The 16,241-nt window shown below is 44.0% G+C and carries 17 protein-coding genes; 11 read left to right on the forward strand and 6 right to left on the reverse strand.

The features are described from left to right. Positions 1 to 111: 111 nt before the first annotated feature. Positions 112 to 513, forward strand: coding sequence for a hypothetical protein (locus F6K53_RS09955; RefSeq protein WP_293026877.1), 402 nt, complete (start codon positions 112 to 114; stop codon positions 511 to 513). 160 nt (positions 514 to 673) lie between these two features. Here the strand turns inward: F6K53_RS09955 and F6K53_RS09960 are convergent, their stop codons facing one another. After that, complete coding sequence (locus tag F6K53_RS09960) at positions 674 to 2,341, reverse strand: ABC transporter ATP-binding protein (RefSeq protein ID WP_293080477.1); 1,668 nt, start codon at positions 2,339 to 2,341, stop codon at positions 674 to 676. Positions 2,342 to 2,533: 192 nt separating this feature from the next. On the opposite strand from F6K53_RS09960, the gene F6K53_RS09965 reads away from it, so the two are divergent. Continuing rightward, on the forward strand, positions 2,534 to 4,063 hold the full coding sequence (locus F6K53_RS09965; RefSeq protein WP_293072647.1) for an efflux RND transporter periplasmic adaptor subunit: 1,530 nt from the start codon (positions 2,534 to 2,536) through the stop codon (positions 4,061 to 4,063). Positions 4,064 to 4,165: 102 nt separating this feature from the next. On the opposite strand, the gene F6K53_RS09970 is transcribed toward F6K53_RS09965, so the two are convergent. Continuing rightward, on the reverse strand, positions 4,166 to 4,390 hold the full coding sequence (locus tag F6K53_RS09970; RefSeq protein ID WP_293080479.1) for a hypothetical protein: 225 nt from the start codon (positions 4,388 to 4,390) through the stop codon (positions 4,166 to 4,168). 5 nt (positions 4,391 to 4,395) lie between these two features. On the opposite strand from F6K53_RS09970, the gene F6K53_RS09975 reads away from it, so the two are divergent. Continuing rightward, positions 4,396 to 7,638, forward strand: coding sequence for an efflux RND transporter permease subunit (locus F6K53_RS09975; RefSeq protein WP_293080482.1), 3,243 nt, complete (start codon positions 4,396 to 4,398; stop codon positions 7,636 to 7,638). A gap of 18 nt (positions 7,639 to 7,656) precedes the next feature. On the opposite strand, the gene F6K53_RS09980 is transcribed toward F6K53_RS09975, so the two are convergent. Continuing rightward, a complete protein-coding gene (locus F6K53_RS09980; protein ID WP_293080485.1) occupies positions 7,657 to 7,860 on the reverse strand; it encodes a hypothetical protein in 204 nt (67 codons plus the stop codon). Positions 7,861 to 8,179: 319 nt separating this feature from the next. Here F6K53_RS09980 and F6K53_RS09985 point away from each other — a divergent pair, with 319 nt between their 5' ends. Then, on the forward strand, positions 8,180 to 8,656 hold the full coding sequence (locus F6K53_RS09985; RefSeq protein ID WP_293080488.1) for an effector-associated domain EAD1-containing protein: 477 nt from the start codon (positions 8,180 to 8,182) through the stop codon (positions 8,654 to 8,656). Here the strand turns inward: F6K53_RS09985 and F6K53_RS09990 are convergent. After that, complete coding sequence (locus tag F6K53_RS09990) at positions 8,621 to 9,151, reverse strand: transposase (protein ID WP_293080490.1); 531 nt, start codon at positions 9,149 to 9,151, stop codon at positions 8,621 to 8,623. The two genes, F6K53_RS09985 and F6K53_RS09990, sit on opposite strands and share 36 nt — an antisense overlap. Before the next feature lie 53 nt (positions 9,152 to 9,204). After that, entirely contained in the window at positions 9,205 to 9,636 is a 432-nt protein-coding gene (locus F6K53_RS09995) for a helix-turn-helix domain-containing protein (RefSeq protein ID WP_293080492.1), read from the reverse strand. Between the two features lie 88 nt (positions 9,637 to 9,724). On the opposite strand from F6K53_RS09995, the gene F6K53_RS45775 reads away from it, so the two are divergent. From F6K53_RS45775 to F6K53_RS10025, 7 genes are all read left to right on the forward strand, one after another. After that, the gene (locus F6K53_RS45775; RefSeq protein ID WP_366511343.1) at positions 9,725 to 9,838 is read left to right on the forward strand and encodes a hypothetical protein; all 114 of its coding nucleotides are present in this window, start codon (positions 9,725 to 9,727) and stop codon (positions 9,836 to 9,838) included. 56 nt (positions 9,839 to 9,894) lie between these two features. After that, complete coding sequence (locus F6K53_RS10000) at positions 9,895 to 10,110, forward strand: hypothetical protein (RefSeq protein WP_293080494.1); 216 nt, start codon at positions 9,895 to 9,897, stop codon at positions 10,108 to 10,110. Between the two features lie 46 nt (positions 10,111 to 10,156). Then, entirely contained in the window at positions 10,157 to 10,498 is a 342-nt protein-coding gene (locus F6K53_RS10005) for a DUF433 domain-containing protein (protein WP_293080497.1), read from the forward strand. Between the two features lie 300 nt (positions 10,499 to 10,798). After that, positions 10,799 to 11,410 carry a Uma2 family endonuclease gene (locus F6K53_RS10010; RefSeq protein WP_293060753.1) on the forward strand — a complete coding sequence of 204 codons (612 nt, stop codon included), beginning with the start codon at positions 10,799 to 10,801 and terminating at the stop codon, positions 11,408 to 11,410. Positions 11,411 to 11,961: 551 nt separating this feature from the next. After that, a complete protein-coding gene (locus F6K53_RS10015) occupies positions 11,962 to 14,070 on the forward strand; it encodes a protein-disulfide reductase DsbD domain-containing protein (protein ID WP_293080500.1) in 2,109 nt (702 codons plus the stop codon). 91 nt (positions 14,071 to 14,161) lie between these two features. Further along, a complete protein-coding gene (locus F6K53_RS10020) occupies positions 14,162 to 14,860 on the forward strand; it encodes a redoxin domain-containing protein (protein ID WP_293080502.1) in 699 nt (232 codons plus the stop codon). Positions 14,861 to 15,088: 228 nt separating this feature from the next. Next, positions 15,089 to 15,346 (forward strand): hypothetical protein, encoded by a 258-nt coding sequence (locus tag F6K53_RS10025; RefSeq protein WP_293071820.1) that lies wholly within the window; start codon positions 15,089 to 15,091, stop codon positions 15,344 to 15,346. A gap of 361 nt (positions 15,347 to 15,707) precedes the next feature. On the opposite strand, the gene patD is transcribed toward F6K53_RS10025, so the two are convergent. Further along, positions 15,708 to 16,082 (reverse strand): heterocyst frequency control protein PatD, encoded by a 375-nt coding sequence (gene patD, locus F6K53_RS10030; RefSeq protein ID WP_293080505.1) that lies wholly within the window; start codon positions 16,080 to 16,082, stop codon positions 15,708 to 15,710. Positions 16,083 to 16,241 lie beyond the last annotated feature (159 nt).

Raw genomic sequence — 16,241 nt, forward strand, 5'->3', positions numbered from 1 at the left:
GTAATGGGTAATTGGTAATTGGTAATTGGTAATTGGTCGTTGACGATTCACTATGATTTTATTACCTATTACCAATCCCAAAGGTAAACTAACAAAGGACAAAACTGTCAGATGACTACTAAACTACAAATTCGTTTTAAGTATTTTGGTTTGAGCAGTCTGATTGGATTAAGCCTGCTCTTTTCCGCTTGTAGCGCTCCGCAACCAGACGTTCCATCGGAAAACAATCAGGGTAATAATCCAGATAATAATCCAATAGAAAGGTCAACTGATGAACAAATGATTATCGAAGGTAAAATTGTCGCAGTTATGGAAAGCTTCCCTCTACAGTTAAAGGTAGAGACGAAGTCTGGTTCCTATAGTGTACAACTTCTTTCCGATACCAAAATCACTCGTCAAGGAGAAACTGTTGACCCAGGAAAATTAAGTCCTGATCAGAAGGTTCGGATTAAAGGTCAGAGTTCTGGTTCCAGTAAGTCTGCTATGACTGCTCAAACTATTGAAATCCTTTAGTAAGCTATCAGCGGTCAGCGGTCAGCGGTCAGCTTTGTGGAACAGGCTTCCAGCCTGTGAAGCATCGGTCAGCTATCAGCTGATAACTGTTCGCGTAGCGTGGGCGTAGCGCATAAACTGATAGCTGATAGCTGATAGCTGACAGCTGAATGCTCAGAAATTACCTTTGTTTGTCTAACAATGGAGCTGCCTCTAGCAAAGTTCTAGTGTAAGGATGCTCAGGATTAGTAAACAGGTCATGAGTTGGTTTCTTTTCAACAATCTGACCTTTGTTCATCACAGCGATTCCATCACAGAAAAATCGTGCTACCCAGAGGTCATGAGTAATAAACAAATAGGTAAGATTAAACGCTTCTTTCAACTCCAACATTAATTCTAATACTTGAGTTTGGACACTAGCATCCAGCATACTCACGGGTTCATCACAAATCACCAAACTAGGATGAGTAATCAATGCCCGAGCAATAGCAACCCGTTGTTGTTGTCCTCCAGAAAGGTCAGCGGGATATCGATTGTAGTAATCCTCTACAGGCGTTAATCCTACTCGTTCTAGCATTTCCTTGACCTGGTTTTTTGCTGCTGTTGGATTAGCCGCTAATTTATGAATAAATAACGGATCGGCAATACTTTCTCCCACAGTCATTAAAGGATTAAGACAAGCATGGGGGTCCTGAAATACCATTTGGATTTGACGACGAATCTCTTGTAGGGAATGTCGATTGAGTTTAGCTAAATTTGTGCCTTTAAACTCAACTGTTCCAGCCGTAGGACGAACTAATTGCAAGATAGTGCGAGATAAAGTACTTTTGCCACAACCAGATTCTCCTACTAGTCCTAAAATTTCACCAGGATATAAATCAAAACTGACGTTATCCACAGCTTTGATAACGTTTTTTTCTTGAGATACCAGTTGCTGAATAAAATTGCTTTCTAAGGTATAATATTGCTTGAGATTGGTAACCCGTAGCAAAGGGGTAGGAATGGCAGAGCTGGAATTTCCCTCAGGGTCATGACTGTTATTGTGGTCTTTAACTGCCTGAAGATGTAGTGCCGCTTCTAAGAGCGATCGCGTATAGTCATGGTTAGGTTGCCACAGAATCTGTGCCACTGGCCCAGTTTCCACCATTTTGCCACCATACATGACCGCAATGCGATCGCAATATTCCCCAATCATGGCCAAATCGTGAGAAATCAGTAACAGTGCCATGTCCCGTTCTCGACAAGCCATTGTTAATTCTTCTAATATCTGTGCCTCTACCGTAACATCCAAGCTGGTGGTGGGTTCATCTGCTACAATTAGCTTGGGATTGAGCAACAACGCTAATGCGATCGCAACCCGTTGCCGCATCCCCCCACTAAATTCATGGGGATATTGAGAGAAGCGATTAGCGGGGATTTTCACCGCATCTAGAGCTTCTAATACTTTTGCTCTACTCTCACGTCGTGATAGTTGGGGTTGGTGAGCTTTGAGGGTTTCTAGGCAGTGTTCCCCTATAGTCATTAAAGGGTCAAGGCGAGTCATCGGGTCTTGAAATACTAGCGCTACTGCTTCTCCACGAAACTGGCGCAGCTGTGTAGGGGTTAAGTCAAAAACCGACTTTCCGGCAAACCTTACCTTTCCTTTTACTTGGGACCGTTGCGGTAACAACTGCATGATTGCTCGTCCCAAAGTAGACTTACCGCAGCCTGACTCACCGACTAATCCCAGTCGCTCCCCTGAATCTAGCATGAAGGAAACATCATCTACTGCCCAAGTGGGTTTTTCAAGGGATTGGCTCCTAGGATAGGCCACCTGCAAGTTTTCGACACAAAGTAGCGGTTCACTCATCGATTAAATTTTCCTCTCCTAAGAATATAAAAACTTTGATGGCATAACCATTAAATTTTTATTAAAATTTGTAAATCTAGAGTAATTCCTATCTAAGTCAACTGCTCTGATCGAGTTCATGAGGCCGTCAGTAGGATTGAGCAAAGTTATCCTATAAACATCTTTTTGACATCTTTTTGTCAGGGCATCACCATGGAACCTATAAATCCTCAAGTGTCTAATCACTATCAGCCAGAGTCAAATTCCCAAAACCAGGAAGAAACCAAAGGCAAATCCTCTGCATGGCTACTCACAGTCCTCTTTTTAGTAGGAGGTCTAGCGTTGTTGCAAATCTCGACAATACCAGAACCCCCTGTAGCCCCGACGAAAACTAAACAGATACCACCGCGACCTGTAGAAACTATTCCCCTAACCTTAGGTAAAGGAGTGAAACAGATCCAGTTACTGGGTGAAGTAGAGGCAAGTGAAAAAATCACGATTAAATCTCAGGTGGATGGTGTGATACAACAACTCAAAGTCCGAGAAGGCGATCGCGTTACCCCGGGAATGACCATTGCTATTCTTGATGGTGCTGACCAACAGTTAGCCCTAGCCCAAGCTAAGGCAAGGCTTGCTCAGGAAAAAAGTAATCTGGCTCGATTACAAGTAGGAACCCGTCCAGAAATTCTTGCCCAACGGCAAGCAGAACTGGATGCCGCTAAAGCTCGGGAACAAGAAGCAAAGGACAACCTTGATGGTATGATAGCCGTCCAACCCAATTTAATTGCCCAACGGCAAGCAGAACTGGATGCCGCTAAAGCTCGGGAACAAGAAGCAAAGGACAACCTCAAACGCATTGAAGCCTTAACTCTCGAAGGAGCTCTCTCTCAACGAGCAAAAGTAGAAGCCGAAAAATCGGCTGATGCAGCTACCAGTGAGCGCTTACGGGCTCAAGCTGCCCTAAGTGCAGAACAAACTAAAACCCAGCAAGAGATTGCTGAAGCCAAAAGTACCCTTGATGCCACCATCAGTGAGCGGTTGCGCATAGCAGCTCTGTTAGCGGAAGCCCAAGTCGGACCAACCCAGGAAGAAATTGATGCCCAGAAAGGGGTAGTAGCAGCAGCTCAGGCAGCGGTTGAGCAAGCTCAACTAGCATCAGAACGAGCCACGATTAAAGCGCCTACAGCCGGAGTTGTGCAATCCCGCCAGGTTGACAGGGGGAACTATGTGGAAGGTGGCGATGCCATCATTACCTTGGTCAATAATGCTCAATTCGATATCTTTCTAGAAGTGCCAGAACAGTTTACTAATCAGGTCAAACCAGGGATGTATGTGGAATTAACTGCACCGCGAAGTTTACCTAACTGGCAGCAACGAGCACAGATTACCAGCGTTGTGCCTACAGCCAATGCCAACTCACGGCGACAAATAGTAAGGGTAAATCTCAACAATCCCCCAAAAGACTTATTAGTTGGAATGGGAATTCAAGCCACCTTAGACTTACCCATTGATGTAGATCCCAGTTTTATTATCCCCCGTGATGCCATCATTAAACGAAAAAACCAATCCCTAATATATACCATTTCCCAAGACAAAGCACAACAGTTTACCGTAGAAATACTAGCGGACATGGGGGAAAAAGTCCTGATCACTAATCAACAATTACAAGCCAATCAACCCCTAGTTGTGTCAGGGGGTGAAGGGTTAAAAGATGGTTCACCAGTTAACATTACTAATCCTTAATTCCTAATTATCGGACCTCTTGCAAACCTCAAAAAACTTGTAGCACAGTGCGGAATTCAAAATTCAAAATTCAAAATTCAAAATTATTACATGTTTACTTATTCAAGGTTTAGTATATAAGAGTTTTGCTCTTTTTGAAAAGTATATTGATTTCCGCCGTGCTGTATTAGTCTCTAGAATCCTTCCCGATTCCCGATTCCCGATTCCCAATTCCCGATTCCCGATTCCCGATTCCCGATTCCCGATTCCCGATTCCCGATTCCCGATTCCCAATTCCCGATTCCCGATTCCCGATTCCCTAGTTCCTAAGTTGCCAACTTCGGCCAAATTTGATGAAACTTATCGAAACAGCGGTCCGGTGGCGACATGGCACATTTGTTCTGTTCTGCCTCCTAGCCCTATGTGGCATCTTAGCCCTATTCCAGCTTCCCCTAGAACTTCGACCAGGAGGTGATACTCCAGAAATTACCATTAGCACCTCCTACGCTGGAGCAGGACCGACGGAAGTAGAAGACCTGATTACTAGACCGATCGAAGAAGCCGTCGAAGAAGTCACAGGAGTTAAAGAAATTACCAGTAGCTCTCGCCCTGGACGCAGTCGGATTTCTCTCGAATTCAATTGGGGAACAGATATTGATGCTCGCTTAGTAGATGTCTTGAGCAAATTACAGCGAGTGTCCTCTCTACCCCCAGAAGCGGGAGACCCCTCTGCTGAAGTGGTCAGTGGTGTTAGCCGTCCCATGATGTGGATTGTCCTAATGCCCAAAGAAGGTCATGATTCTGACCCAGACCATTACCGTGACTTGGTTCAAGATGCCATCGTACCCAAGTTACGGCAAGTGGAAGGAGTGGGTCAGATTATTACTCCTGGGGGACGGGAACGGGAAGTGGAGGTGATTGTAGACCCGAAAGCCTTAGCTGACCGCAATCTAACCCTTTCTAATGTCGTGAATACTTTGCGCAATAATAACCGCAATATTCGCGGTGGACCGATGGTAGTGGGAAGACGGGAATACCGAGTCCGCACCGTCAGTCGCTCTGAGGATGTGAAGGAGTTGGAAGGGTTTGTGTTGCGCCGAGACCAATCAGGAACTGTCTATTTGGGGGATGTAGCTGATGTCCGCATTGGTCGCAAGCTAGAAAGTACGGTTCTTGTAGCAAATGACCAACCAACCGCTGGCATTGGTATCGAAAGACGAATTGGTAGCAATGTCCCAGAAATATCTAAGGGGGTCAGAGCAGTACTCAAGGAAATGGAAGCCCAACTGGAACAGCAAGGAGAAGGTGTCGAGTTTTTAATTAACTACGACGAGAATGGCTATATTAACCAATCTATTGCCTTAGTGCAGCAAAATTTGATCATGGGTGCGATACTAGCATCCCTAGTGTTGCTGCTGTTTCTCGGGTCATTGCGCACCGTAGCAGTAATTGCCCTAACTATTCCGACTACTATTATTACCGTCTTTATTGTCTTAGCCTTGCTAGGTCGCTCTCTGAATGTGATCAGTCTGGCAGGATTAGCCTTTGCTGTCGGAATGGTGGTGGATAATGCCATTGTGGTGCTAGAAAATATCTTCACCCACATGCAACGGGGAAAAAATCCGATCCGAGCTGCTATTGACGGCACTCAAGAAGTGTGGTCAGCCATGCTAGCCTCTACTCTGACTACCGTAGCAGTATTTGCTCCCATTGTTTTAGTCACAGGGGAGGCAGGACAGCTCTTCTTTGATATTGGTATTGCTCTATCGACATCGGTATTGTTTTCGCTGTTTGCAGCTCTGACCCTAGTGCCTATGCTATCGGGACTGTTTCTTAATCAAGCGGAGGCGCAACAGATTTTGCAGGGGATGGGGGATTTAGGCAGCCAAGGTTTAGACCCAAAACCATTGCGCCCAAAGCAGCGAAATAGAGGAGCAAAAATCCAAAATGTCCTGGTGCTAGCTGTAGCTAAAACTTCAGCAGTATTTAGAGTATGGCAAGGCAAGCTAGAGAGATTGTTATTAAAAACCGTGCGTTGGTCTGTTGGTGGCAAACGGATCGGAAGGCGTTTGGCTGTGTTGTTGATTCCTGTAGTATTGCTCTTTGTCAGTATTCGGTTACTCCCCCCCATGGATTACCTACCAGAAGGGAACCGTAATTTAATTATGTGGTTAACGGAACCCTTTCCAGGCACCAGTATTCCAGAATTCCTACGGCTATCCCAACCGGCCAGAAAGTTCTTGGCACAGCAGCCGGAAATTGACCGAACCTTGGTATTAGCACGCTCCGGACGCAACGCGATTTTAGTCCGTCTCAAGCCAGAGTTAGCTACCGCTAGGAATCTCGATGACATGGTGAATCGGATGGGAAAGGTAAAGTCTAATTTCCCTGGTTATCGCTTTGTGGTTGCCAGGCGCATTCCCATTTTTCGTAATCCAGGCAAGTCCTATACGGTGCGTGTGGTAGGACAAGACCTGGATCAATTAAACCAGTGGGGTCAGGATATTACTAAGCAATTGCGCCAACTGGACGGTGTGCGCAATGCTCGTTCGAGTTTTGTTACTGGTGCCCCAGAATTACAAGTCATTCCCAATCGGGTGCGACTGGCAGAAGTGGGCTTGTCAGAAGCTGAGTTAGGGAGAATGGTTGAAGCTGCTCTCGGTGGGATTAAAGCCTCAGAATTTGTGGATGGTAAACGGGAACTGGATGTGACCGTTGAATTACAACATACTGTTGTCAAAACCCCAGAGCAGTTGCGTCAGTTAGTGATCTATACTCCCAATGGTCAGCAAGTACAATTGGCTGATGTGGCTGAAGTACTAGATACCACTGGACCCGATACCATTAACCGAGTAGATTTACAGCGTTCTATTACCCTAACCGTTAGTGTCGAGCGCTCAGCTCCCTTAGGAAAACTAGTTCAACAGACAGAGCAGCAAATTCTCAAACCCTTCCGGAAAACCCTACCTGCTGGCTATCGTGTCGAGTTAGCTGGTTCAGCAGATTTGCTATCAGAAACATTAGTTCAGTTGGGGTCAATCTTTCTTCTGTCTTTACTGATTACCTATCTGCTGCTAGTAGCACTCTACCGTTCTTTTCTCTATCCGATAGTAATTATGGCAACCGTACCGATAGGATTAACCGGAGCCTTGTTGAGTTTGGTGATAGTGAACAGAATTCCTGGTGTAGTGGTACCGCTGGATATGATTACCGGGTTGGGATTTGTGATTCTGACTGGAGTTGTGGTGAATAATGCCATCCTTTTGGTAGACCGAGCTTTGCAATTACAGCGAGAAGGGATAGATTACGATACATCCTTGTATAGAGCTGTATGCGATCGCTTACGACCAATATTCATGTCTGCTGGAACTACAGTACTGGGAATGTTACCGTTAGCAGCAATACCAGGAAAAGGAGCTGAATTATATCAAGGATTAGGGATTACCTTGACTGGAGGATTAGCTTTGTCTACATTACTGACACCTACAGTAGTTCCAGCATTGATGGGATTATTAGCAGACTTTAGGGGTCAAAAGCTGAAACCTTCTGATATTAATAAGAAAGAAAAATCCCGTGAAATGGTTAGAGTGGATTAATCCGGTTAGTCGGGAATATCAAGGTTGAAGGTTGAAGGTTGAAGGTTGAAGGTTGAAGGTTGAAGGTTTAAAGTTGAAGGCTGAAGGTTGTTTGGTTGGGGTGCATCTGACTGTCTTGATGGAAAGCGCGGTCTTGGGGAGGCAGTTGCTTAATAATGGAATAATTTTAAGAGTTTTGTGGAATAGGCATCTTGCCTGTGGCTGATCTGGTGGAATGGGCATCTTGCCTGTGGTTGATCTGGTGGAATAGGCATCTTGCCTGTGGTTGATCTAGTGGAATAGGCATCTTGCCTGTGGTTGATCTGGTGGAATAGGCATCTTGCCTGTGGTTGATCTTTTTGGGCGGGCAGGATGCCCGCTCTACGAATATTCAAAAGAAGATTCAGCAACGCTCATCTACCCATATCCCTATCTCTCCATCTATACTTTTAGAAAGTTAAAGCCCTACCAAATTTGATTTGGAGGCAAAATAAACTTAACTGCATCAGTTCTGTTGGAACCAGAGTATTAAGTTGTATTGTTGATAGGTAGAGAGCTATAGATGAATGCTGGAAATACCCCTGGTTATCTCCTCAAGCAGATAGAGTCAGCACTGTGTAGTGCTTTCCCTAGTAAAACTAAATTAGAAATGATGCTACGACATCAATTCAGTCAAAATCTGGAAGAAATTGCTGGTGGGGAAAATTTGACTGAAATTGTTTACAAAGTAGTAGACTATTTCAATAGTAGCAATAGTTTAGAAAAATTACTTAAGAAAGCACTTAACGAAAATCCCAATAATGCTAGCTTAAAGGCAATCAAGGAAAAATTTGAAATTACGACTAGTTTAGTCAACCTATTGCTTCCTTTAGAAAAACAAATAATCAAGCCAATGCAACAGGCTTATAGCGCTTGTTGTTACGATAAATTAGGGGATAATCGGAAATATGAAATCCCTGATAATTTAAATGATATTCTAGATAATTTAGATAATATACCAATCCTATATGAGATTAGAGAAAGCTTCATAAGTACTTAAATCAGGCATAGTGAATAAATGATACTCAATAAATAATTCAAAGAGTTTCTTTGTAATGGTAAAAGAGCGACACCGTGAATGGATATGGCGTAAAATTTGTTTGATTTGCCCCCAAATATTTTCAATGGGATTTTCTTCTGGTGCATAGGGAGCAAATCTTAGACAGTGCACTTCTTTTTGAACACCATGATTAACGATGGAAAGAAAATCCCGAAACTCTTGAGAACGGTGATAACTAGCTCCATCCCAGACTATAACAATTTTTTTCCCTGGGCTTTGAGCTTGCAAATAGTTGATAAAATCGATAGTATTGGAACTGTTAGCTTTGGAATATTTTCTAAGTAATAACTCTCCACTTATACAATCTAAGGCTCCATAATAAGTTTGATAATCTTGATAGTTGTCCACATTAATTTCTCTTCTAAGCTTGCGGTTACCCCATCCATAACCACAAATCTCTCCAGCTTTCACATGAGATTCATCTAGAGCGAACACCCTGATTTATCCATTTTTAATGTCTTTTTCATGGGTGATAAACCAATCGGCGATCATCTGGTTGTGTTCCTCCACCACAGAGCTATTGTATCTGGGACTTTTTTTTTACCTTTATGCCAACTCATCCCAGCTTTTTTGAGTAATTCGTAATAGCTTTGTAATGAGCAATACACTACACCATAACTCTGTTCGATGTAGTCCATTACCTCCCATACACTCGTTTGGGTTTTAGATTTAATCCACTGGATTACTTCTGTTAACTGTGAGTGCTTTAAATATCCTGAACTCCCTTTATAGGCTAGTTCTAAACCTTTTACTCCTTGCTCACGATAGCGACGTTCCCAACGACTTATATAGCTTGAATGAACTCCCAATACTGGTTTAATTTCCCGATGCTTGAGACCTTGAAGGCGCATCTTTACCGCTATTGCTCGTTTGAGTTCTCTGGGATCCCGATTACTGGCAATTAATTCTTCCAGGGTCATAATATTAATATATTTTCATTACACCAATACAGTTTAAATTATAACCTATTACAGCACGGTTTTCTCCAAAATCATTTAAGAGTAGTATATACCTCAACAAAATGATAATGAAAAACCTCTTATAGAATTTGTTGCTCGTTTATTAATAACTGGACATATTCCCAAACCAATTGCTGAAAAACTCAAGCAATGGTTAGAATAAAACGATTCTGCTGCTCAATGGGAACGTCTAATCAAAACCCTGGAATTTCAACGCTAATGAGTATGTTAAGTAATGCTGGTATTGCTTGCATTCAACATTTCATCTTGCGTATAATTCTATTCTGTAGTGGACACATTCCGTGGAACTACGCTCGTTTCTTAGACTACGCAACTGATCGTGTTTTTTTGCAAAAGGTTGGCGGTGGCTACATGTTTGTCCATCGGGTGCTACTAGAGCATTTTGCTACCTTGGAACCATGGGAACTAGAATAACGGGGAGTCGATTGCTACCATATCAAATAGAAACCTGATAAAGTCTATGACTCTAGCAATTGCCCTTGAACCCGCACCTATAGAGACAGATGCCTATGGTGTTGTACGAGTTGCCAAAACTCGCGTCACCCTAGATACTCTTGTGACTGCTTTTCTTGAGGGATGCACGCCAGAGGAAATCGCAGAGCAATATCCATCGCTACAACTACCAGATATATACTTGGTTATCGGTTACTACCTCAGACATCGAGATGAGGTTGATACCTATCTGGTAGAACGTAAACGTCAGAGAGATGCAATTCAGCAGGAGGCTGAACAACGCTTTCATCCCATTGGAATACGCGATCGCTTACTAGCTAGACAAGTAAGATTTCTACCTCTACGGTAAATAGGAGTAGTTGCTGCTACCATTACCGTTAAATTACTCAAGTTTCCGAACGGAACGGAGGTGCTAAAATCTCCAATTGTGCGGAGTGACGTGCAGCTTAGCTGGGTTTTTATAGCGTTTTTCATAGCTATGAGGTACACATTATTTTTTACCACTTCCCTGCTCCCTGCTCCCTGCTCCCTGCTCCCTAAAACCCAGAGATTTGTACCTCATGGGTTAAGACTTGCTATAGCCTAAAGACTGGGTATTTTTCTTAACTAGAATAGAAGAAACTCTTTTGTGCGGGAAGTAGAGATCGCCATGAAAGTAGCCACCACAGCTGTTGAAACCAATCCTATTGTGTTGAGGATGCCCCCGGCATGGGCTATGGATGATGACCAATTTTTTGAGTTTTGTCAGATTAATCGAGATTTACGAATTGAGCGCACATTAGACGGAGAAATAATTGTTATGCCCCCCACAGGAGGTGAAACATCTCAAAAAAATTCCAACATTAATTTTCAGCTACAGTTGTGGAATCGCCAAACAAAGCTAGGCAAGGTATTTGATTCTTCTGGTGGATTTAAGCTGCCCAATGGTGCAGAACGTTCCCCTGATGCTTCTTGGGTCAAAAAAGACAGGTGGGAAGCCCTAACGCCTCAACAAAGGAAAAAGTTTATTCCTCTGTGCCCAGATTTTGTGATTGAGTTGCGCTCTCCCAGTGATAGGGTGAAGAGTCTTAAGGAAAAGATGGAAGAGTACAGGTCAAATGGCGCTCTGTTGGGGTGGTTGATTGAGCCAAATAGTCGTCAAGTATATATTTACCGTCCTGGGGTAGAAGTGGAGCAGTTGGACAATCCAGCTACAGTGAAGGGGGATGAATCAGTACTGCCTGGTTTTGTCATGGTCATGGAAGAAGTTTGGGAAGGCTGAACAACGCTTTAATCCAATTGGAATACGCGATCGCTGAAAGCGGGACGCGCGTCCATCGCCTAATAGCTAGGCGCAATCAATCCGGCGTTGCTGAATTAAGGAATGAATGCGGGATCATCTGGTTTTGGTCAAGCCCCCGTGGGTCCCCCAAATTTGGGGGACTTTGAAAGTCTTGTTCCCCCCAAAATTGGGGGGCTAGGGGGGCTTGACCATACCCATAATCAGCAACGCAATCAATCCAGGTAATCCCAAATGGCTCGATTCCTGGCAGATGAAAATTTTAATACCAAAAGATTAGTTGCTTAATCGATAATGGGTAATGGGTAACTGACCTAACTGTACCTGAGATGATTCCTTAGAGGATATCTGAAAAGTTTTTTTATACTGAATTTTGCCCCCCTAGCCCCCCAACTTTGGGGGGAACAAGAGTCAATTGGCTTCAGTCCCCCAAAATTGGGGGACCCACGGGGGCTTGGATGTAGCAAATGAGACTTCTCAGACAACCTCTTAGAAAAATTGTGTAGGTTAAACATGTATTCAGTAGAGTCATCATGTTCTACCAACTCCTCACCTGGATCATAGCCCTAGCCCTAACCCTCTCCACTGCCTTACTACCCATTGCTCCCGCCTCGGCTAACCCAGTCCAAACCGAGAATGTCGAGGTGCAATTAATCAGCGAAGTCATCAACATTCAACCTGGAACCCCCTTCTGGGTAGGACTACACTTCAACATCAATCCTGGCTGGCACACCTATTGGCGAAACCCTGGTGACTCGGGTCTTGGAGCTACCCTTAACTGGACCCTACCCCCCGGCTTTGAAGTGGGAGACATCGTTTGGCCCTATCCCCAGCGGCTACCCCTTGAGCCATTAATGAACTTTGGCTATGAAGAAGACGTTACCCTACTCAGCCAAATCACACCCCCAGCCAACCTAGCTACTCCCGATTCTCTCCAACTCCGAGTAAAAGCTGATTGGCTGGTCTGTAAAGTAAACTGTATTCCCGAAGAAGGCACCCTTAACCTCACCTTACCAATTACCTCTAGACCTCCCTTAGTCAACCAACAGTGGACACAGGTATTTGAGCAAGCCCGTCAAGCTCTACCCAAACCCTCCCCATGGAAAGTCACGGTCACTATCGAACCACAAGACTTAACCCTGCAAGTAGAAGCCCCCGAAATGGAAGAGGCTCAAATCCAAGAGGTGACCTTTTTCCCACATCAAGACGGTATCATTAGCAACCCAGCGCCCCAAAACGCAGAACTTAATCAAGATGGAATCAGCTTGCGATTGCAGCGAGGCTATCTTAGGAAACTCGACCCCATCACTGGAGTGCTAGTAATTCGAGAATCCCTAGACAACCAATCCGTAGTCCAAGCCTTCACCATTGAAGCCGCAGTAAGCAATGAAATAGGCAAAACCGCCCCAACCCCAACCCAACCCCGATGGGAAGTGCTGCTGCTAGCACTACTCGGAGGCATAATCCTCAACCTGATGCCCTGTGTCTTCCCAGTGCTATCCCTCAAAGCACTCAACATAGTCCAAAAATCCCAGAAAAGTCCCAAGCAAGTGAGACGGCATGCGATCGCATTCACCGCAGGCATTCTCGTCAGTTTTACCGTAGTCGCCAGTGTGCTATTAATTTTGCGATCGCTAGGGCAACAAATCGGCTGGGGATTCCAGCTACAATCCCCCGTTTTCGTTACCTTAATGGCATATCTAATGTTTGCCGTTGGCTTAAGTCTATCGGGAGTCTTTATCTTCGGTGCTTCCATCATGGGAATTGGGCAACGATTAACCACTCGCTCAGGATACATCGGGGAATTTTTCACAGGAGTCTTTGCCACCGTAGTCGCCACTCCCTGCACCGCACCATTCATGGCAACCGCCCTGGGAGTAGCCCTGACCCAATCCGTACCGATAGCGATCGCAATCTTTGAAATGCTCGGTCTTGGGCTAGCCCTGCCCTACCTAGCCATTAGCTTCACCCCAGGATTGCAGCGTATTTTACCCAAACCAGGACCATGGATGGAAACCTTTCAACAGCTTCTGGCATTCCCCATGTACGCCGCCACTGCCTGGTTAATCTGGGTATTAGCCCAGCAAACTGGAACCAACGGTTTAGCAGCCGCTCTAGCAGGGCTAATCCTAATTGCCTTTGCCACTTGGCTGCACCAAAAAACCCGCCTACTCCCCCCTCTAGGAAAGCATCTTGGCTCAATCTGCGCCTTAGTCGCCCTAGGATTTTCCCTGAGCTTAGCCCAAGTTTCCAGCACCACTCCTACTCCACTGACCCATAATCAAAATCAGGGCATCAAATGGCAAGCCTATACAGCTAAACGACTAGTTAAACTAAGGCAATCAGGAAGCCCAGTATTCCTGAATTTCTCAGCCTCCTGGTGCATTACCTGTCTAGTTAATGAGCGTGTCGCCCTCAACCAGCCAGAAACCATAGCCGCCTTTGAGTCTAAAAAAATTGCCCTACTCAAAGCCGACTGGACTAATCGTGACCCAGCCATCACCAAAGCTCTAGAATCCTTCGGACGCAGTGGCGTACCCCTTTATGTATTGTATCCAGGAGACTCAGAATTCACCAAGCCCATTATACTACCTCAGATTCTATCCCCAGATCAAGTTCAACGTGCCATCAAAAATCTCTAAAATTTAGGTATAATGTAGGTGAATGGAAAAGAGAAAGTAACAAATAACAATCAACAAATAATAATCAACAAATAATAATCAACAATAAAAAATGATGAAAAACTTTCTCAAAATAAACGGTAACAAACTTACCACCAGTGGATTGTTAACCCTAGCCCTAATTATCACCTCATGCCAGAATACTCCCGTCACTAAAGATTCCAACACTACAAGTCCAGCATCCACCGCAATTGCAGCATCATCACCATTACAGATTGATCAAAAAGCACCAGAATTCACTGGAGTTGACAGCAACAATACCACCCACAAGCTCAGTGATTTTAAAGGCAAAGTCGTAGTATTGGAATGGACTAATCACCAATGTCCCTTTGTCCGCAAACATTACAACAGTGGTAACATGCAGAAACTTCAGAAAGAAGCCACCAGCAAGGGAGTAGTGTGGTTATCAATTATCTCCTCAGCTCCAGGACAGCAAGGTCATGTCACCCCTCAAAAAGCCAATGAATTGATTCAAAGCAGTAGCGCTAATCCCACAGCAGTAATTATAGACTCCGAAGGCACCATTGGTCGTCTATATCAAGCTCGCACCACACCCCATATGTATGTTATTGATACTGATGGAGTCTTGAAATACATGGGAGCAATTGATAATAAACCCTCAGCTAATCCAGCGGATGTAGAAACTGCTACCAATTATGTCCAAGCTGCTTTGAATAGTGTTATCAATAATAAACCTGTGGAAAAAACAGTCACTCAGCCTTACGGTTGCTCGGTGAAATATAATAGTTAAAGGTGTAAGCAATTAGCAATCAGCAATCAGCAATCAGCATATCCTTAGATGGTCAAATCCCCAGACTTTCTATTATCATTAATCTCGAACTCTTAAATTCTACCAAACGAAGTTTATTTTAAGCTGACAACTGACAGCTGATAGCTTATAGCTTACATATTAGCTGTATCTCTAACAACTTGTAAAAATTGCTCAAGAGTAGGACAAGGATTAGTAATACGCCATGGGATGGCTAAAACAATTCAAGATCGTCATATTTGGGTACAAGTAGCACGAGGTCAGGTTAAGTTAGATAATTACTTGCTACAAGCTGGTGATGGTGCTGCTATTTCTCAAGCAGAATCTGTGATGTTAGTGGGTCAAGAGCAAGCAGAGGTGTTGCTGTTTGATTTGGCCTTGAGCATCTGTAAATCTGAAGTTACCCGTTTCCCAGTCCCAGTTTATTGTAAGCATTCAGTTATCAACTCCTCTATCAAATACTCATAAGTATAGCGCTACGCGCAAGGCATGCATGCAAAAGGCATGCATGCAAAAGTTTACTATAATAGCTTTTCATATTGTATCAATGTCAAACACCTTAATGCGTAGTGCTATAACCTTTTGAATCAAGCAATTGAATCAAGGAAAACTTAGGCATTTTCATGAAGGTCAAGAGTAGATGAATAGTGCTGGAAACCCCTCACGAAACTAATAGCTAAAAAATTTTGTAATTAATTATTTTCAATTAACCCTCAGCAAACCCCACTGGTTTAAGACACTGGTGGGGTGAATTTGTTATTGGTGATTGGTGATTTACGAAATATCATTTGATGTTTCGTTTCAGCTGCGTAAGTCCTAGGCAGGAGTATTATGGTTGTTCTTGAGATTGTTGCAGCCACCCTTGGCAGTACTGAATCAGGGTCTGAATGCGATCGCATACTCCCTTCTGCCTTAATTTGGCTGTCTCAGCACTCCGGGATGCCTGCAGAAGCATCAGGTCATTTTCCAATAATCGGATCTGTTTGTGAATTTCGGTTTTTAGGGACTGCCATCGAGAGACATAATCGAGAGGTATGTCTTCGACACTAATACTAGCGATCTGAGTGATGAACAGCCCCTTTAGTGCTTGAAACTGCTGCTGATTTGCTGATCGGGCCACATCATCAGCGCCAAATTTGTAGTACATTTGTTCTAGGGCTTGTTGGAATTCTCGTAATGGTTGATTATGTGATTGAGATAACATTGTGAGCCCTATTAGCGTAAAATTATAAATGTAAAGAATTTTTTCTTTTTAAACAGGACTTACGCAAATGCTCCCTAAATCTCCCAATTCTGGGGGACTTTGACATCATTACCCCCCAAAATTGGGGGGCAGGGGGGCAAAACCAACTAAACTTCGTAA

Origin of the sequence: Moorena sp. SIO4A1 (genome assembly GCF_010672065.1) — a bacterium.
In the GTDB taxonomy this organism is placed as follows: domain Bacteria; phylum Cyanobacteriota; class Cyanobacteriia; order Cyanobacteriales; family Coleofasciculaceae; genus Moorena.